This is a genomic window from Kitasatospora sp. NPDC018619 (genome assembly GCF_044391605.1).
GTDB lineage: Bacteria > Actinomycetota > Actinomycetes > Streptomycetales > Streptomycetaceae > Kitasatospora.
On sequence record NZ_JBISAI010000031.1, the window covers coordinates 17,713 to 36,116 of the forward strand.

Annotated in this window: 15 protein-coding genes; 3 read left to right on the forward strand and 12 right to left on the reverse strand. The window is 76.5% G+C overall.

Going from position 1 to position 18,404, the window contains the following annotated elements; translation table 11 throughout:
- Positions 1–129 precede the first annotated feature (129 nt).
- The 6 genes from ACH5AR_RS31880 to eccB form a co-directional block, all read right to left on the reverse strand.
- On the reverse strand, positions 130–1,374 hold the full coding sequence (locus ACH5AR_RS31880) for a hypothetical protein (RefSeq protein ID WP_396305016.1): 1,245 nt from the start codon (positions 1,372–1,374) through the stop codon (positions 130–132).
- A 72-nt stretch (positions 1,375–1,446) separates the two neighbouring features.
- The gene (locus ACH5AR_RS31885; RefSeq protein WP_396305017.1) at positions 1,447–1,986 is read right to left on the reverse strand and encodes a SigE family RNA polymerase sigma factor; all 540 of its coding nucleotides are present in this window, start codon (positions 1,984–1,986) and stop codon (positions 1,447–1,449) included.
- A gap of 183 nt (positions 1,987–2,169) precedes the next feature.
- Complete coding sequence (gene mycP / locus ACH5AR_RS31890; RefSeq protein ID WP_396305018.1) at positions 2,170–3,441, reverse strand: type VII secretion-associated serine protease mycosin; 1,272 nt, start codon at positions 3,439–3,441, stop codon at positions 2,170–2,172.
- A gap of 98 nt (positions 3,442–3,539) precedes the next feature.
- Positions 3,540–3,830, reverse strand: coding sequence for a WXG100 family type VII secretion target (locus ACH5AR_RS31895; RefSeq protein WP_396305019.1), 291 nt, complete (start codon positions 3,828–3,830; stop codon positions 3,540–3,542).
- 120 nt (positions 3,831–3,950) lie between these two features.
- A complete protein-coding gene (locus ACH5AR_RS31900; protein WP_360354488.1) occupies positions 3,951–4,256 on the reverse strand; it encodes a WXG100 family type VII secretion target in 306 nt (101 codons plus the stop codon).
- Positions 4,257–4,439: 183 nt separating this feature from the next.
- Positions 4,440–6,125 carry a type VII secretion protein EccB gene (gene eccB, locus ACH5AR_RS31905; protein ID WP_396305020.1) on the reverse strand — a complete coding sequence of 562 codons (1,686 nt, stop codon included), beginning with the start codon at positions 6,123–6,125 and terminating at the stop codon, positions 4,440–4,442.
- Positions 6,126–6,311: 186 nt separating this feature from the next.
- Between eccB and eccE the strand changes: the two genes are divergently transcribed.
- The 3 genes from eccE (at position 6,312) to ACH5AR_RS31920 (ending at position 10,729) form a co-directional block, all read left to right on the forward strand.
- Positions 6,312–7,718: a type VII secretion protein EccE gene (gene eccE / locus ACH5AR_RS31910; RefSeq protein ID WP_396305021.1), complete on the forward strand. Its 1,407-nt coding sequence runs from the start codon at positions 6,312–6,314 to the stop codon at positions 7,716–7,718.
- The gene (locus ACH5AR_RS31915; protein WP_396305022.1) at positions 7,718–8,485 is read left to right on the forward strand and encodes a hypothetical protein; all 768 of its coding nucleotides are present in this window, start codon (positions 7,718–7,720) and stop codon (positions 8,483–8,485) included. Before eccE ends, ACH5AR_RS31915 begins: the two co-directional genes overlap by 1 nt.
- A 129-nt stretch (positions 8,486–8,614) precedes the next feature.
- The gene (locus tag ACH5AR_RS31920) at positions 8,615–10,729 is read left to right on the forward strand and encodes a MinD/ParA family protein (protein ID WP_396305023.1); all 2,115 of its coding nucleotides are present in this window, start codon (positions 8,615–8,617) and stop codon (positions 10,727–10,729) included.
- Between the two features lie 60 nt (positions 10,730–10,789).
- Here the strand turns inward: ACH5AR_RS31920 and ACH5AR_RS31925 are convergent, their stop codons facing one another.
- From ACH5AR_RS31925 to ACH5AR_RS31950, 6 genes are all read right to left on the reverse strand, one after another.
- Positions 10,790–11,734 (reverse strand): bifunctional riboflavin kinase/FAD synthetase, encoded by a 945-nt coding sequence (locus ACH5AR_RS31925; protein ID WP_396305024.1) that lies wholly within the window; start codon positions 11,732–11,734, stop codon positions 10,790–10,792.
- Between the two features lie 64 nt (positions 11,735–11,798).
- Complete coding sequence (locus ACH5AR_RS31930) at positions 11,799–15,251, reverse strand: serine protease (protein WP_396305025.1); 3,453 nt, start codon at positions 15,249–15,251, stop codon at positions 11,799–11,801.
- A gap of 188 nt (positions 15,252–15,439) precedes the next feature.
- On the reverse strand, positions 15,440–16,369 hold the full coding sequence (truB, locus tag ACH5AR_RS31935; RefSeq protein ID WP_396305026.1) for a tRNA pseudouridine(55) synthase TruB: 930 nt from the start codon (positions 16,367–16,369) through the stop codon (positions 15,440–15,442).
- Between the two features lie 35 nt (positions 16,370–16,404).
- Positions 16,405–17,508: a bifunctional oligoribonuclease/PAP phosphatase NrnA gene (locus tag ACH5AR_RS31940; protein ID WP_396305027.1), complete on the reverse strand. Its 1,104-nt coding sequence runs from the start codon at positions 17,506–17,508 to the stop codon at positions 16,405–16,407.
- Positions 17,509–17,510: 2 nt separating this feature from the next.
- Positions 17,511–17,951: a 30S ribosome-binding factor RbfA gene (rbfA, locus tag ACH5AR_RS31945; protein WP_359830297.1), complete on the reverse strand. Its 441-nt coding sequence runs from the start codon at positions 17,949–17,951 to the stop codon at positions 17,511–17,513.
- Between the two features lie 153 nt (positions 17,952–18,104).
- On the reverse strand, positions 18,105–18,401 hold the full coding sequence (locus ACH5AR_RS31950; RefSeq protein ID WP_396305028.1) for a DUF503 domain-containing protein: 297 nt from the start codon (positions 18,399–18,401) through the stop codon (positions 18,105–18,107).
- Positions 18,402–18,404: the final 3 nt, after the last annotated feature.

An 18,404-nucleotide genomic window follows, 5' to 3' on the forward strand; every position in this document is an offset into this window, starting at 1 on the left:
ACCGGGCCCCCCGGCCGGCCCCCCCGCGGGGCGCCCCGCCCCCCCGGCCCCCCCCCGCCCCCGCCCCCCCCCCCCCCCCCCCCCCGGGGGCCCCCGGCCCCCCCCCCCGGCCCGGGGCCACCGCCGTCGCTACTTCGTGGGCTGCCACCGCGGGCTGGTGGCGATCGCCCGCAGCTGCTCCGCGGTCAGCAGCGGATCGCCCTTCGAGGCCAGCGTGACGAGGACCTCCACGCCGTTCGGCCGCACCGCGTCCACGACCAGCACTCCCTTCGGGAACACGCCCGCCTGGCCGTGCGCCAGGAGCTTCGTCCCGTCCGGCAGGACCTCCGCGTCCCGGTCCGCCTCCGTCCCCGGCCGGCCGTCGGGGGACGCCGCCCAGTTCTCGACCGTCAGCGACAGCGTCCCGGCCCGCCCGGCCCCCGCCAGGTCGAAGTCGGCCCGCAGCCCCCGGCTCCTGCGGTCGGTCACCGTCACCCCGGCGGGCAGCAGCCCGGTCAGGGCCCGCTCGCGCTCCTCCAGCGACAGGCCCGGGTCGACCGCCTCGGTGTCGACGCCGTCGAACCTGACGGCCGCGACGACCCGGTCCCAGGACCGGTCCGTGACGACGGCCTTCAGCTGCTCCAGGGTGAGCGGCGGGTTGGGCCGGCTGTCCGGCGCGTCCTTCTCCTGGGGCGAGTTCCACTCGCTGAGGCCGATCAGCCCGCCGTCCGGGCGGGACACCGAGGCGCGCCACTCCTTGGTGGTCGCCCGGTGGTCCGGGTACTCGTAGCCCTGGGTGAGCATGAGCCGCGAGCCGTCCGGCAGGGTGGTGACGCTGCAGGAGTCCAGCGAGGCCTTCTCGAGGTCCGCCGGGCAGGTCTGCGGCTGGGCGTCCTTGGGGCGGTGCTTCTGGACGCCGAGACCCAGCAGCGACGGGCCCTGGCCGTCGTCGAAGACCAGGTCGACGTTGGCGAAGGTGCCCTGGTTCTCGTCCGTCCCGTGCCCCTTGGCGTCGGACACCCGGCCCTGGGGCAGCAGGGCCCGGAAGGTGGCGACCATCTCGTCCCCGGTGACCACGGGCTTCGCCGTGGCCGCGGTGGCGGAGGCGGGGGCGGCGGCGGATGCCGGCGCGGCGGCGGACGCCGGGGCGGAGGCCGCGCTCACCGTGCCGGCGTCCTTCGGGCCCGGGAGGCCCAGGTAGAACGTGCCGGTGCCGACCAGGGCCAGCGCGGCCGCGCCGGCAGCCACGGCGGCGGCCGAGCGCCGGCGCCAGCGGCCGCGGCCGCGCCGGTAGCCGCCGGCGACCAGCTCGGCCGGGCTCCCGGGGCGGAAGCCTTCGCCCGTACGGGTGAGGGCGTAGAGCAGGTCGTCCTCGAACTTCTCCGGTTCTGACATGGGTGTCCACCGTCTCCTTGCGTTGCGGGGTGTGGAAGGTGCGGGACGGGCGGGCCGCCCCCGGTGCGGGCCTCAGCGGTCGGCGAGCTCGGCCAGCGAGTCGCCGAGCAGGGTGCGCAGCCGTGCCAGCGCCCGGGTGGTACGGGTACGGACGGCCCCGGAGGAGACCCGCATCGCCTCGGCGGTCTGCTCCACGCTGCGGTCCTCCCAGTAGCGCAGCACCAGGACCGCCCGGTCCTTGGGCGGCATCCGGCCGAGCGCGTCGAGCAGGGTCAGCCGCAGGGTGCTGTCGGCCTCCTGCCCCGCCGGCTCCGGCAGGGTGTCGCTGGGGCGCTCGCCGCTGGAACGGCGGCGCTGCTGGGCCAGGAAGGTGCGCACCATGACGGTGTGGGTGTAGGCCGCCGGGTTGTCGATCCGGCCCCGCCCGGTGAAGGCGCTGCGCCGCCACAGCACGTACATCCGGCTGAGGGCCTCCTGGACGAGGTCCTCGGCGTAGTGGGTGTCGCCGCTGGTGAGCAGGCAGGCCGAGCGGTACAGGTGGCCGGTCCGGCCGGAGACGAGTTCCAGGAACTCCGCGTCCTTGGCCTCCCGGCCCGCCCCGATCCACCGCATGCGCCCCGCCCCCCGTGCTCCGCCCGCCCTGACACTCCATCGATGCGGCGGGCGGGCCGCGGTGTTACAGGTGTCCCGGCGGTTCCCGGCGGTTGCCGGTGGCTCTGCGGCGGCGCTCCGGCGGCTCTCCGGCGCTCCCGGCGGCTCTGCGGCGGCCGGACGTCGGCCGGGCTTCAGGGCGGGTCAGTCCGCGGACCGGCGCCGGTGGTCGCGCAGCACCGTGCCGCCGCCGATCAGCAGGGCGACCAGCAGCGCGCCGACGCCGAGGACGTACGTCGCGGTGCGGCCGTCGCGGTCGGCCTGGGTCTCGCCGAGGCCCACCGGACGCGGCACGATCGGCGCGGCGGCGAGCTGCACCGGGGCGTCCGGGGTGGGTGCCCAGGGCGCCTCGGCGGGGGCCTTGGTGACGGCCCGGACCGGGTCCACCACGCCCCAGCCGACGAAGGTGTCCGGGTCGCGCTGGGTGCGCTGGGCGGTCTGCTCGATCCAGGCCCGCACCTGGGGCGCCTTCCAGCCCGGGTGGGCGCTCCTGAGGAGCGCGGCGAGCCCGGAGACGTACGGGGCGGCGAAGCTGGTGCCGTTGTCCACGCACTGGCCGCTCCCCGGCACGGTGGACAGCATGTCGACACCGGGCGCGGCGACCTTCACGAAGCCGCCGTACTGGGAGAACGGCGCGCGCTCGTTGTTGCGGTCGGAGGCGCCGACGGCCAGCACGGTCGGGAAGGCGCCGGGGTAGGTGTCGCCCTCCTTGCCGTCGTTCCCGGTGGAGGCGACCACCACGGCGTCGCGCGCCTCGGCGTACTCGACGGCGGCCTTCAGCTCGGCGTAGCCGCCGAAGCGGGCGTCGCCCGCGCCGCGCACGTCCTGGGAGATGTTGATGACGCCGGCGCCCTTGTCGACCGCTTCCCTGATCGCCTGGACGAGGGTGGAGACGTCGCCGTTGCCGTCGCTGTCGTTCTGGCGGATCGCGAGGATCTGGGCGTCGGGCGCCAGTCCGACGAAGCCGGTCTGCTTGCGGACGCCGGCGGCGATGATGCCGGCCACCTTGGTGCCGTGGCCGACCGGGTCCTCGGTCGAGGCGCCCTTGACCGGCTCCTTGGTCTCCCGGTTGACCAGCAGGTTGGAGCCCGCCTGGACCTTGTCGACCAGCTGCGCGCTGCCGGGCTCGCGCGGGACCTGGCCCGCCAGCTGCGGGTTGTTCCGGTCGACCCCGGTGTCGATGACCGCGACCTTCACGCCCGCGCCGGTGGTCCTCCCGTCCTGCCACAGCTCGTTCAGCAGCAGGCGCTGCAGCGACCACGGCACGGTCTGCACGTCGGGCGCGTTCTTGGGGCAGTCGCCGGCCGCGGCCAGTCCTGGCCCGCCCTCGGCGTGCGCCGGGGCGGCGAGCGGGCCGCCCAGCACCGCGAGCGCGGCGAGCGCCGCCGCCGCCTTCCGGTACCCGTGTCGGGACACCCTGCCACCCCTCATGTCGTCCACCCGTGTCGCGCGTCGGGGGCGGGTGCCCGGAATCCGGGTACCCGCCCCCTGCCGTTCCCTAGGGAACCCGAACGTCAGCCCCAGAGCTTGGCGTTGGCGTCCTCGGTCGTCTTGTAGCTCTGCGCGGCCTGGTCCAGCGAGGTCGCGATCTGCGTGCAGGTCTTCTGCAGGTCGCCGGCGCGGTTGTCCCACTGGGTCTGGTGCTGGCGGTAGCCCTCCTGGGCCGCACCCTGCCAGCTGGCGGCGATGCGCGTGACGTTGCCCTTGAGGTCGTTCAGCAGCTGGTCGATGCGCGCTGCCGAGGCCTTGACCTCCTCGGACGCGTGGTGGACGGTCTCGAAGTTGACGAGGATGTGGTCGGACACGGTGTCTCCCTTGACGAGGGTGCGGAGCGCCGCGCGGTCAGTGGCGGGCGCTCCGCGGAGCGGTGGATCGGGACAGAACGGCGGTCGGCGCGGGTGCGACGATCAGCGCGGAAGCGGTGATCAGCCCTGGGCCGAGGAGAACATCGCCTTCTGCTCCTCTTCGGTGCTCGCGTAGTGCTTGGTGGTCAGCTCGATCGCGTGCTTGATCGCGGTCAGCGACTCCTTGAGCTTCGCGATGTCCTCGTTGACCCGGTTCTGCAGGTTCGTGTAGGCGGTGGCGGCCTGGCCCTGCCAGCCACCGGTGATGCCGGAGACCGTGCTGATCAGCTTGGTCCGCTCGGCCTCGATCTTGCCGATGGCCTCTTCGATCTGCTTGGCGAAAGCCAGCATCTCCTGTGCGGTCATCGTGAACTGACCCTGAGCCATGCTCCACCGTCCCCCATGAGACAACATGCTGCGTGCCCGGAGGGCCCGCGCGGGCCCTCCGCCACATCACCCGTGTGATGTCCAGGAGCACTGTAGTCGGCACACGCAGCTCACCCAACACCGAACACTGAGTAGTTACCAGACCATGACACCGCGGCCAATTCGGTTGCCGCGCAGGCCCGGTCAGGCGTTCTGCGGCTGCGCGGCACCCTTCGCCGTCAGCGGCGGACCGGCCGGGACCAGGTTCGACCACTCCTTCGGCACCGGCAGCGGCTGCACCCCCTGGTAGCCCAACCGGGCCTGGTTGCCGCCGGGCTCCTCCTGCGGCCGGCCGGGCTCCTGGGACGGCGCGCCGGGGGTCTGCGCGGCGCCGGGCTGCGGCGTCGGCGGCTTCGGGGCGGCGCTCTGGCCGGGCTGCGGCGAGGCGGCCGGACGCTGCCCGCCGTCGCCGTTGGACGGGACGGAGTAGCGCAGGCCGGTCTCGGTGATCAGGAAGTCCGTCCCGGAGCCGGCGGCCGCGGCGTCCAGCGAGCGGTAGAACAGCCCGTGACCGGGGGTCACGTACGCGGCGCCGGCACCGTTGTTGTACGGCGCGGGGTACGACGTCCCGGCCCAGACGCTGCGCCGGGCGGTGGCACCGTCCTCGGCGACGCCGTCGTAGGTACTGCACACCACCATCCGGGCGTCCTGGCGGTCCTGCCAGTTGTTGACCGGCGCGCCGGTCCTCAGCGGCCAGTCCGCGGCGGTGTCCTTCAGCCGGACGTCGCCGCCCCACTGGGCGTTGTCCGCCGGGTTCATCTCGTCGCTGCGCGGCTTCTTGTCCTGGTCGTACTTGTAGAGCATCTGGAACGCCGGGTTCTGCCGGATCAGCTCCGCCTGGAACGGCGTGACCAGGAAGAGCTGGTCCCTGCCGACCACGTAGTGGCGGTCCTGGTAGTGCACCAGCCGGCCGATCCGGCGGTCGGCCGGGTTGCCCAGCTCCACCCTGGAGTTGGCGCCCGGGCTGTCGGCGACGCCGTCGACCTGGGGGAAGGTGATCGGCGTGGCGTTGACCAGGGTGTCCAGCCAGTCCCGCTTCACCCGCTGCGGCACCGCGTTGGGCCCGAACACCGCGGTGATCAGCGCCTTGCGCTCCCTGTCGTCCGACTGCGGGGTGCCGATCAGGTGCTTGCGCCCCTGCGCGTCCACCAGGTACACCGCCGCGCCCGCCACGGCCGGCTGGCCCGGCGCCGGCGCCGCCGAGACCTGCTGCTCGTCGGCCTGCTGCACCAGCATCAGCTGGTCCGGGCCGAGCATCCGGCCCCTGTCCGCCAGCGCCGCCGCGTCCGCGCCGGCCGCCACGAACACCGCCTGGTTGACGGTCTCCTGCCGGTCGTCCGAGCCCGGGCGGTCGCACACCGTCCACTTCATCGGCTTGCTCGCGTTGTCCGTGGTCGGCAGCTTGTCCGGGGCGTACGGGATGCCGATCGTCGGCCCGTGGTTGGGGTAGCGGTCGAGCACCCCGTCGTCCACCACCACGACCTTGGCGCCCGCGGGCAGCACCAGCCGCGCCGAGGACATGTTGAGCACCTGGTGCAGCCGCTTGGTCCGGTTGTCGCTGTCCAGGAGCACCACGTACCGGGTGGTCGACTGCTTGCCCTGGATGATGTTCTTGCCGTCGTCCCAGTTCACCGGAGCGCTCGGCTTGAAGACCCCCCAGAGCCCGAAGCCGGCCACCGCCACCGCCCCGGCCAGCACGCTCGGCAGCACCGCCTTCACCGGACGCGGCGCGTCCTCGTCACTGCCACCGCCGCCGGGCAGCAGGAAGGCACCCACCGTGCGCTTGCGGGCGAAGGTGTACGCGTTCAGCTCGTCCCGGCGCGATGCCATACCTCGTCGTCCCCCTAGTCAGACGTCGTCGGGCGGTGTCAGACCGACCTGCGCCGTGGTCACCCGCCGGGCACGAACCGGCGCGAACCCTCTACGATGCGGCAGCAGACGGTGAGTACGGTACGGGTACGGTCCGCGACACAGCCAGCCGGGCCGCGACAACGGATCAGAGAGGGCCACCGGGGGATGCCAAGCCAGACCGCTCCAGGACGCCGCCGCAGCGCGGACGGCGGGAGGTCGCGCCGGGAGCGGCGCAACGCGCCGACGGCCGGGCCCGGGACGGGCGGCGCCCGGCCCCGGCCGGACGGCACCGGGAGCGGCGGCGCCGTCCAGGTCCGGATCAACCCCCGACCGGGCCTGCTCGGCGGGCGGTTGAAGCTCCAGCAGCTCGTCCTGGTCGAGGTCGCGGCGGCCCTGGTCGCGGTCGGCTGGACGATCAGCCGGACGGCGGCGGCCGGCTTCGGCGCCGTCGCCCTGGTGCTGGTGGTGCTCGCCCTCGTCCCGGTCCGCGGGCGCACCCTCCCCGAGCTGCTGCAGGTCCGCGCCGCCCTCAAGTCCCGCCGCAGGCAGGCCAGGGCGCTGCTCCCGCCGGCCGGCACCGACCCGGCACTGGCGCCGGCGCTGGAGCTCGAACCGGCGCTGCGCACCTGCACCCACGCCACCGAGGCCGAGTTCGGCGGCCGGCCCGTCCGCCGGGAGACCGGCATGGTCGGCGACGGCACCTTCCTCAGCTCGGTACTGCTCGTCCAGGCCAAGGACCAGCCGCTGCGCCCGGTGCGCACCGCGCTGCCACTGCCGCTGGACGTGGTCTGCTCGGCACTCACGGTGGACGACATCACCCTGGAGTCGGTCCAGCTGGTCCAGCACACCCAGCCCGCCCCGGCCCGGCACCTGCCCGACCAGTCGCTGGCCGCCCGCGCCTACCGCGAGCTGCCGGACGGCACCTCCACCCCGGGGCTGCGGCTGACCTGGATCGCCCTCAAGCTCGACCCGGAGCGCGCGGCGACCGCCGTGCGTGCCCGCGGCGGCGGCGAGGAGGGCGCCCGCAAGGCGCTGCAGCGGGTCACCGACCAGCTGGCCGGCCGGCTCAACAGCGCGGGCTTCAACGCGACCGTGCTGGACGAGCGCGAGCTGATCGCCGCGCTGGCCATCGCGACCTGCGCCAACCCGATCGCGGTGGCCGGCCGCCAGGGCACCGGCAGCGGCGGCGGCACCACCCGCCGCACCCAGGAGGGCAACCGGTTCTGGCGGATCGACGACCGCTGGCACACCACGTACTGGATCTCCCGCTGGCCCCAGCTGAGCCGCCCCGGCGGCGCCCCCGGGCGGATCGCCGCGCCGGACCTGGTCAACCTGGTCACCGGCTCCCCGGCGCTCGCCAGCACCTTCAGCCTGACCGCCGGGCACGGCACCGGCGGCTCGGTGACGGTCAGCGGGCACCTGCGGGTGACCGGGCGCAACGAGAGCGAGGTCGCCGACGTCGGCCGCCAGGTGGAGGCGCGGGCCCAGAGCACCGGGCTCGGCCTCGTCCGGCTCGACCTGGAGCAGGCTCCCGGCATGCTCGCCACCCTGCCGCTCGGAGGGGCTTCCTGATGGCGTACCAGGCCTACCCCACCGCCGCGCCCCAGCCCGGTGCCGAGCAGCGCCGGGCCCGGCCGCGGATCCTGCCCGGCTTCGGGCTGCGCGGCCCTCGCCGGGAGAAGCACGTACTGGAGCCGGCCGACCTCGCGGCGCTCGCCTTCCCGGTCGGCGACGACGGCGTGGTGATCGGCGTCGACCCGCAGGGGCTGCCCGCGGTGCTCGGCCTGTTCCGCCCGACCTCGTACGACCTGGTGCTGGTCGGTGGCATGTGGACGGCGCAGGTCATCGCGCTGCGGGCGGCCGCGATCGGCGCCCGCGTCGTGGTGGAGACGGCCCGCGGGCAGCTCTGGGGCCCGATGGCCCAGGCGGCCGGCGGCGGCCAGCCCTGCGTGACGGTGCACCAGGTCGGCCGGCTCGGCCCGCAGGGCGCCTCGGTGGCCTCGCCGGTGCTGGTGGTGCGCGACCTCGGCGCCCGCCCGCCGCGCAGCCGGCTCTCGGCCGCGCCCTGGCAGACCACCCTGACGCTGCTGCCCTACCTGGGCCCGAACGCCGCCCGGGTGCTGAACGCGGCCGACCTGGTCGGCGTGCAGCGGATCTCGCCCCAGGAGGCGGAGCTGACCGGCCGGGTGCTGTCGCTGCCCCCGGAGGACGTGGCCGCCCTGCCCACCCTCGGCGACGACCTCACGCTGTGGGCGACCAGGATGCGGCGCCAGTACGTACGGGCCGTGGCCGGGCAGGCCGAACAGCAGGTGCTCGGCGGGCCGCGCCGGATCGACTGAGCGCGCTCGCCGCGCCGGGCGGGCCGCCGGGGAACCGAAGCCGCCTTCAACGGGGGTTGCCGTACGGCCTAGTCTTTGATGCGGCAACGGCACCGCTGAGCAAGCGGCGGCGAACACGAGGGAGCCAGAGTGAGCAGCGATCGGGACGGCGTCTACGTCGGCGACAACGCGGCGGAGGACGACGACGACTGGTCGGACGCGCCTGACTACACTCCCCCGTCCTGGTACGTGCAGACCGAGCCCGCGGCGGCTGCTCCGGCGGCGGTCGACGCCCCGGCGCCCGCGGCCGGTCCGGCGCAGGCTCCGGCCCAGCAGGCCCCGACGGCCCAGCAGGCTCCGGCGGCCCAGCAGGCTCCGGCCGGGCAGCCCGCGCCGGTGCCGCAGCAGGCCCAGGCTCCGGCCCAGGCCCAGGCTCCCGCGGACGGGGCCGCACCGGCCGCCGTCCCGGCTCCGACGCCCGCGTCCGCCGCACCGGTCCCTCCGGTGCAGGCCGAGGCGCAGCACGTCCCGTTCCCGACGGCCGCCGCCACCCCGCCGACCGCCACCCCGCCCACCGCCACCCCGCCGACCGCCGAACAGCCGCAGGCCGGCGCCCCGGCCTGGCCGGTGCCGGAGGCCGCGGCGCAGCAGCAGCCCGCGCCGCTGCCCTACCCGGGGGCGGCGCCCGTACCCGCCGCGCCCGCGCCCGCGCCCGTACCCGCGCCGCCGCAGGCCTTCGCCCAGCCGCCGGTCCAGCCGGCCCCGTCGCAGCACCCCCAGGACCCCCAGGGCCCGGCGCCGGCCTGGGACCCGCAGGCCGCCTGGGCGGCCCAGCAGGCCCAGCAGGCCCAGCAGGCCCAGCAGGCCGCCGCCCCGCAGCAGCCCTCCCCGGCGCCGCCCGGCCCGGTGGACCCGCGCCAGGGCGGCTGGCCGCAGCCCGCCGCGTACCAGCAGCCGGCCCCGCCGCAGCCCGGCCCGCAGGCCCAGCCCGGCCACCCCCTGCCCGGCCAGCCGTGGCAGCAGCCGCAGCACGCGCAGCCCAGCGCGTTCCAGCAGGCCGCCGCCCCGCAGCAGACCGCGCACGGCGCCCCGCTCGGCTACACCGCGGCCGTCGAGCTGTCCTCGGACCGGCTGCTGCGCAGCCAGCCCAAGCAGCAGCGCCAGCAGCCGCGCTTCCAGTTCGGCGGCAAGGCCGCGGCGGCCGAGAAGGCCCGCAAGCTGGAGATCATCCGCACCCCGGTGCTGAGCTGCTACCGGATCGCCGTGATCAGCCTCAAGGGCGGTGTCGGCAAGACCACGACCACCACCGCGCTCGGCGCGACCCTGGCCAGCGAGCGCCAGGACAAGGTGATCGCGATCGACGCCAACCCGGACGCCGGCACCCTGGGCCGCCGGGTCAAGCGCCAGACCGGCGCGACCATCCGCGACCTGGTGACGGCCATCCCGCACCTGCGCAGCTACATGGACATCCGTCAGTTCACCTCGCAGGACCTGAACTCGGGCCTGGAGATCCTGGCGAACGACGTCGACCCGGCGGTCTCGACCACCTTCAACGACTCGGACTACCGCCAGGTGATCGACGTGCTGGGCCGCCAGTACCCGATCATCCTGACCGACTCCGGCACCGGCCTGCTGTACAGCGCGATGCGCGGGGTGCTGGACCTGGCCGACCAGCTGATCATCGTCTCCACCCCCAGTGTGGACGGTGCCTCCAGCGCCTCGACCACCCTGGACTGGCTCTCCGCGCACGGCTACGCGGACCTGGTGCAGCGCAGCATCACGGTGGTCTCCGGGGTGCGCGAGACCAGCAAGATGATCAAGGTCGAGGACATCGTCGCGCACTTCCAGACCCGCTGCCGCGGCGTCATCGTGGTGCCGTTCGACGAGAGCCTGGCGGCCGGCGCCGAGGTCAACCTCGACATGATGCGGCCCAAGGTCCGCGAGGCCTACTTCGAGCTGGCCACCCTGGTCGGCGAGGACATCGCCCGGGCCCAGCAGGCCACCGGCTGGCAGCAGCAGGCACAGGCGGGCTACCCCCAGCCGGGCGGGCAGCCGCAGCCGTACGCCGAACCGCAGCAGCAGCCCCAGCCGTACCCGCAGCAGGCCGGCCCGCCCGCGCCCGGGGCGCCGTGGGCACCGCAGCCCGGCCAGGCCCCGCCGCCCCTGCCCGGGTACGGCTACCCGCAGCAGCCCGCCCCCGGGGCGCCCTGGCCGCAGCAGCCGGGGCCGGGCTACGGCTACCCGCCGCAGGCGCCCCGGTCGTGAGGCGACGGAAGGGGCCCACCGACCTGGTGTCGGTGGGCCCCTTCCGTGGTCCTTCGGCGCTCAGAGGCCGTCGGTCAGCTCGCGGGCCCGCTTGACGTCGTCGGCCATCCGGTCCAGCAGCGCGTCGATGGAGTCGAACTTCTCCATCCCGCGCAGGTAGGCCAGGAAGTCCACGGCCACGTGCAGCCCGTACAGGTCGAGGCCGACCCGGTCGATGGCGTAGGCCTCCACCGTGCGGGCGGTGCCGTCGAAGGTCGGGTTGGTGCCGACCGAGATCGCCGCGGGCATCCGCTCGCCGGCCGCGGTCAGCCAGCCCGCGTACACGCCGTCGGCCGGGACCGCGCTGTGCGGCACGGTCTCCACGTTGGCCGTCGGGTAGCCCAGCTCGCGGCCGCGCTGCGCGCCGCGCACCACCACGCCCTCGACGCGGTGCGGACGGCCCAGCACCTCGTTGGCGCCGGCCATGTCCCCGCTCTCCACCAGGCGGCGGGTCAGGCTGGAGGAGAACGGCTCGCCGTCCCCGGCCGTGCCGCACACCTGGAGGTCCACCACCTCGACCTCGAAGTCGTCCGCCCGGCCCAGCTCGCCGAGCAGCGCGACGGTCCCGGCGGCCCGGTGCCCGAAGCGGAAGTTGGGGCCCTCGATGACGACCCGCGCGTGCAGCGCCTCCACCAGCACCTGCCGGACGAAGTCCTCCGGGGACTCCTGCGAGAACTCCGTGGTGAACGGCAGCACCAGCACCGCGTCCACGCCCAGCTCCGCGATCAGCTCGGCACGGCGCGGGTGCGGCGCGAGCAGCGGCGGGTGGCTGCCCGGGCGGATGACCTCGCGCGGGTGCGGGTCGAAGGTCACCACGACCGACGGGATGCCGAGTTCGCGGGCCCGCTCGACCGCCCGCCCGATGATCAGCTGATGCCCTCGGTGCACCCCGTCGAACGAGCCGATGGTGACGACGCTGCGTCCCCAGTCCCCGGGGATCTCCTCCAGGCCACGCCAGCGCTGCACCTGACCGCTCCTTGTTCCGTACGGCGCGTACCCTCTGTACGCTCAAACGCTCAAACCCGAACCCCTATAGCGTGCCATGCGCCTGCCCCGGCTCAGGCACCGGAATACGGGTTGCGGCCACCGGGGGCCCGGCCGGCCGCCCGGCCCCGGCCCGAGCGGCCTCGGCCGCGGGGTGCCGAAGGCCCCGCCCGGCCCCCGCCGGGGCCCGCGGCCGGGCCGGTCGCGGCTCCTCGGCCGCGGTCAGCACCGCCCGGTCGGTCTCGGTGGCGAGCAGGGTCTCCAGCAGCTCGCGGCGCAGCGCGTCCGCCGCCGGGTCGGCCACCGGGACGGACAGCACCGCCGCGAACGGCCGCCGGACCGCCGCGCTGCGGGCCGCCAGTGCGGCGCCGAGCACCACCCGCAGCTCCAGCCGGCCGGCCGGGCCGACGGCGCCGGCCCGCCCCAGCCGACGGCCCAGGTAGTCGACGGCGACCGGCCCGGCCAGCCCCGGGTTGCCGCGCAGCAGCCCGGCGGCCAGCTCGGCGCCCCGCCGGACGGCCGACGGCGCGGTGGCGTCGGCGAGCACCCGCAGCGTCTCGGCGGGGGCCGCACCGGGGGCGCCCGCCCGGTCCGCGAGCGCGGCCAGGACGGCCTCCGGGTCGCTCTCCAGGGCCGGGGCGAGCGCCCGCGGGGTGAGGAAGGCGTCGCCGCCGGCCCGGAACCGGGCGAGCGCGGCGGGCAGGTGCGCGGCCCTCGTCACCGGATCGCCGACCAGCAGCGCCAGCGCGGCCCCGTGCAGCCCGGGCTCGTCCTCGCGGGCGAGCAGGGCCAGCGCGGCGTACCGCAGCAGCTCGGCCCCCGCACCGGAGGCGTACGGGGCGGTGCGCAGCGCGTGCACGGCGGCCGCGACGTGCCGCTCGGGCCGCCGGTCGTGGCTCCAGCGGTCCACCGCGCGGCAGAGCGCGGAGGGCTCCTCGGCGGCGAGCACGGTGAGCAGCGCGTCCGCCCTCGGGTGCGCGGCGGCGGCCAGCGCGTCCGCCAACTCGTCCAGGGCGAGCCGCCGATGGGCGTGCAGCAGGTCGTGGGCGAGGTCGGCGACCCCGCGGCCGGGGCGGCCCGGCAGGCCGCGCGGGTCCTCGAACCAGGCGCAGAGCAGCGGGAACACCCCGACCGGGTCGGCCCGCAGCCGCTCCGCGGCCGCGGCGAGGTAGCGCTGCCCCGGGCCGTCGGCGGCCACCAGGCTGCGCAGCAGGGCGAGTTCGTCCGCCACGGGCAGGCCGAGGCCGGTCCAGAAGGCCGGGCCGAAGCGGCCGAGCCCGGCCGCCGGGAGCGCCGCCGCGCCCGCCTCACCCGCCCGTTCGGCGATCCGGGCCGCCAGCCGGCCGAGCAGCGCGCGGTGTGCCGCCCGGTCCGGGCTGGCGGCCAGCCCGTCGGCGAGCAACCGGGCGGCCCACCAGGCGGGTTCGCTGCCCGGCGGGCGCAGGTCCAGGGCGCGCCAGATCCGGTGCAGCCACGGGTCGAGGGCGTCGGCGCCCCAGGTCTCGGCCACCCGGCGCAGCGCGGCGGCGACCGGGCCGATCCGGTGCCGGGGGACGGCGGCCCGGTCCGCCGCCGGACGGCCGCCGGGCTCCCGCGCCCCGCCGACGGGCCACGGCGGGGTGTCCTCGGCCTCGCCGAGCAGTTCCCGCAGCGCCGCGTCCAGGTCCAGGTGCCGGCCCTGGAGCCAGTCCGCGAACTCGCCGTGCGCGAAGCGGAACCCGGGCCCGGCCGGGACGAACAGGCCCTCGGCGAGCACCGCCGCCGCCCAGCCGCCCTCGGCCGGGAACAGCTCCTCGAAGACGGCCCGCTCCAGCCCGCCGCCGACGGGGCCGCCGAGCATCCGCCGGGCCGCCTCGTGCACCCGCCCGGCCACCGCCGCCGCGAGCCGGCGCACCCGGCGGTGGCCCGGCCCGGCGGGGCGCACCGCGCCCCGGCGGTGGGCGCCCGGGCGGCGCGGCCGGCCCTCCCCGGCCAGCCGCTGGGCCACCCGCAGGCAGCGCAGGTCCAGGTAGGCGCCGAACAGCTCGCCGCGGCACGCCGGCCCGTCGTGCAGCCCCTGGGCCCACAGCTCCCCGGCCAGCCGGACGGCCAGCGGGTGCCGGGCGTCCTCGGCGGCGGCCGGGTGGCCCGGCGGCAGCCCGTACCGGCGGCGCACCCGCTCGGCCGCCCCGGGGGGCAGCGGGCCGAGCCGCAGCCCGGCCAGGCCGGGCCCGCCGGGGCCGCGGCCGTCCATCCGCACGGTGGGGGCGCTGCCCAGGCCGCCGTCCGACTGCGGCTCCTCGGCTCGGCGCGGGCCCGGGCCGCCGCTGCCCCAGGGCTCGGCGGCGAGCCGCTCCCAGAGCTCCTCCCCGCAGGCGGTCACCAGCCGGGCCCCGCGGTCGGCCAGCCACTGGCCGGCGCCGCGCAGCCAGCGGGCGTCCACCTCCTGCGGGGCCTCCTCGGGGCCGTCCAGGACCACCAGCAGCGGCCGGCCGGCGGCCGCGCACAGCGCCGCCAGCAGCTCCGGCGCGGGCGCCGGGACGCCGAGCCCGGCGGCGGCGCCGGCCAGTGCCCGCTCCAGCGGTCGGGCCGGCGAGCGGTCCCCGGCGCGCAGGTCGGCGCCGCGCAGCCAGAGGGTGGGCAGCGGGTGGGCCCCGGCGCCGCGGCGGACGGCCAGCGCGGCCAGTTCGGTGGTGCGCCCGCTGCCGGGGGCGCCGACCAGCGCCGTCACGGTCGCGGCGGGCTCGTCCCCGGCGAGCCCGTCCGGCCGGTCCACCCGGTCGGCGGCCAGCTCGGCCACCCGGCCCGGCCCGGCGCCGGCCGCCGCCAGCTGGGCGGCGGTCAGCCGCAGCGCCCCGGCCAGGTCAAGGGCCGGCCCGCCACCGGGTGACGCGGCCGCGTCGCCCGCCAGCAGCCCGGAGAGGACCCCGGCACCCGGCCCGCCCCGGGGGCCGGCGCCCACCGGCACGGCCGGCAGCGCCCCGCCGTGCCGGGCGTCGCGCGCACCGGGTGCGGCCAGCGCCACCACCGCCCCGCTGCGGGCGTCCAGCACCGGCGATCCGGCGGGCACCGCGACCCCGGCGACCACCGGCACGTCCAGCAGCAGCACGCCGTCCAGCCGGTGCCCGCGGTACACCGCGCCGGTGGTCCCGAGCAGTCCGCAGCGCAGCGCGACCACCCGCCCGTCCTCCCCCGCCAGCGCGGGCAGCAGCAGCGCCGCCTGCCCCGCCCCGGCCACGGCCAGCGGCAGCGGCGGCGGCAGCGGCGGCCCGCCGACCGCTCCGGTGCGCAGCAGGGCGAGCCCGTACCCGGGCAGCGGCAGCACCGCGTCCGGGCCGAGCACCCTGGCCTGCCCGCCGGGGGCGTGCAGGACGACCCGGTCCGGCCCGGCCACGCTCTCGAGCGCCGTCAGCACGCCCCCCTGCGGGCCGGCGACGAACCCCAAGCCGTGCAGCCGCCCGTCGGGATCGCGGATCCGCAGGAGGTAGCGCCCCGCGTCGCCCTCCGGAAACCCCGGCATCCCGTGCCCCCTCGACCCTCGTCCGCCCACACCGCCGGGAACCTGCCCGCCGGGGCGGCGGCCCGACCGCGCCCGCGCCGGTCACCACGCGCGTTCACTCCGCGCGCTCCCTCGCCCGGGTGAACGGGAGCCGGACACGGCGGAGCCCCCGTCGGGATGGCTCCCGACGGGGGCTCCGCCCAGGTCCGTCAGCCGACGAAGACGGCGACCGGCTTCGCCTGGCCGCCCTTCTCCTCGACCAGCGCGAGGAAGCGCCCGTCCGGCGCGAACACCGCGATCGGCCCGTCCACGCCCAGCCCGGGCGCCTTCAGCCGGGCGCCGTGCGACAGCTTCTCGGCCGAGGACTCGTCCAGGTCCCAGCGCGGGAAGGCGGCCGCGGCCGCCTCGGCGATCGGCAGCACCTCCAGGGCCCTGGCGGGCTCGCCGGTGACCTCCGCCTCCAGCTGCTCCAGGGTGCGTGCCGACTCGACCCCGTACGGGCCCACCTTGGTGCGCCGCAGCGCGGTGAGGTGCCCGCCGACGCCCAGCCCGGCGCCCAGGTCCCGGGCCAGCGCCCGGATGTAGGTGCCGGAGGAGCACTCGACGGTGACGTCCAGGTCGACCACCGGCGTGCCGTCCTCGGCGACGGCCGCGCGCTGCCCGTGCACGGTGAAGGAGTGGATCGTGGTCGGCCGGGCCGCGAGCTCGAAGTCCTCGCCCTCGCGCACCCGCGCGTACGAGCGCTTGCCGTCGATCTTGATCGCGCTGACCTTGGACGGCACCTGCATGATCTCGCCGGTGAGCGCCGCGATCCCGGCGTCGATCGCCTCCCGGGTGACGGCGTCGGCCGGGGTCGAGCCGGTGACGTCGCCCTCGCGGTCGTCGGTGACGGTGGTCTGGCCGAGCCGGATCGTCGCCTCATAGGTCTTGGCGGTGAGCATCAGGTGGCCGAGCAGCCGGGTGGCCCGCTCGACGCCGATCACCAGCACGCCGGTGGCCATCGGGTCCAGGGTGCCGGCGTGGCCGACCTTCCGGGTGCCGGCCAGCCACCGCAGCTTGGCGACGACCCCGTGCGAGGTGATGCCCTCGGGCTTGTCGACGATCACCAGGCCGTCCGGGCCGGTGCCTTTGCGCTTCATCGGGTTCTTTCTCTCAACAACATCGGCAGAGACGATCAACGTACCGGGCGCAGCGCTGCCCGGAAGCGCCCGACCACCGCGGCCACGTCCTCGCGGACGCTGAATCCGGCCGCGTAGACGTGCCCGCCGCCGCCCAGCTCGGCGCAGGCCGCGGCGACGTCCACCGCGCCCTTGGAGCGCGAGGAGCCGCGCAGCGTGCCGTCCGGGTCCTGCTTGAGCACCAGCGCCACCTCGGCCTCGGCGGGGCGGCGCAGGATGTCGATCAGCCCCTCGATCTCCTCGACGGTGACGCTGAACAGCGCGAGGTCCTGGTACGGCACCCAGGTCCACACCAGGCCCAGCCCGTCCGCCGCGTCCGGCTCGTAGACGGCGCGGTCGAGCGCGCCCGCGAGCACCTTGAGGTAGCCGAAGGAGGAGGTGTCCCACAGCTGCCGGGAGATCAGGTCGTGCCGGATGCCGGTGGCCAGCAGCCGGGCCGCCAGCTCGTGGGTGGCGGGCGTGGTGGCCCGGTACCTGAACGAGCCGGTGTCGGTGGCGACGCCGGTGTACAGGCAGACGGCCAGCTCCTGGTCCAGCTCGACGCCGAGCCGGCGCAGCAGCTCGTCGACCAGCACGGCGGTGGCCGGCGCGGTCGGGTCGATCAGCTGGTGGGTGCCGAAGCCCGGGTTGGAGGCGTGGTGGTCGAACACCACCAGGACGGGCGCCGCGAAGGCCTTGTCGCGCAGCAGGCCGAGCCGGCTCTCCGCGGCCACGTCGAAGCAGAGCACCAGCTCGGGCACGTCCGGCACCTCGGAGGCCGGCACGATCAGCTCCTGGCCGGGCAGGAAGGCCAGCGACTCGGGCACGACCTGCGGGTCGTCGCCGAAGGAGACCCGCACCCGCTTGCCGAGCGCGCGCAGCGCGAGCGCCGCCGCCAGCGAGGAGCCCAGCGCGTCGCCGTCCGGGCAGATGTGGCAGATCAGGTCGATCGAACGGGCCCGCCCGATCTCCGCCACCACCTGCTGCCAGAGCAGCTCGAACCCGCTCTCCTCGGTCCGCGGGGCCGGGAGCGCCGCGAGGGCACCCTCCACCGTGCTGGTGGAGGACGCCCCCGTGGTCGATCCGGCTCGCGAGGCGGCCTGCGCCGGCTCACCCGCCATGACTACTCGTCCTCGTCGTCACGCTCGGACGCCGGGGCCCGGTACGGGTCCGCGTCGCCGGCGTAGCTCGCCCCCGCGGCCCGGGTGCGCACGGCGGCGTCCGAGGTGCGGGCCCGGTCGAGCAGGTCGTCGATGTTCCGGGCGTTGTCCGGCAGCGCGTCCGCGACGAAGGTCAGCGTCGGGGTGAAGCGCACCCCGATCTTGCCGACCTCGGAGCGGATCACGCCCTTGGCGCTCTCCAGCGCGGCCGCGGTGGCCTCGCGCTCGGTCTCGTCACCGAAGACGGTGTAGAAGACGGTGGCCTCGCGCAGGTCTCCGGTCACCCGGGTGTCGGTGATGGTCACGAACCCCAGGCGGGGGTCCTTGATCCGCCGCTCCAGGGTCTGGGCGACGACCACCTGGATGCGGTCGGCGAGCTTGCGCGCCCTTGCGGTGTCGGTCACGTTGCCTCCTCGTGCAGTGGGCCCGGTACCCGGGCGAGCTGCGCACCCGTCGGGGCCCACGCCCCAAAGTACCGGCCCGCGCCCGGCCTTGCGGGCGCTCTCGGTCCTGATCCGTGTGAGAACGGCGACTTCCGCCGGCCGGCTCCACGGTCCTCATTCGTCGTCGTCGTTGTGGTAGCGCCTCCTCGCGGAGAGGAGCTGCACCTCGGGGCGGCCGGCGACCAACCGCTCACAGCTGTCCAGAACCTCGGTGACGTACCCGGCGTCGCCGGATACCGCCGCCAGGCCGATCTCGGCCCGGCGGTGCAGGTCCTGGTTCCCGGTCTCGGCAGCGCACACGCTGTACTTGCGCTGCAGTTCGGCCACGATGGGCCGCACGATCGAACGCTTCTCCTTGAGCGAGTGGACGTCGCCCAGCAGCAGGTCGAAGGTGAGTGTTCCCACGAACATGTG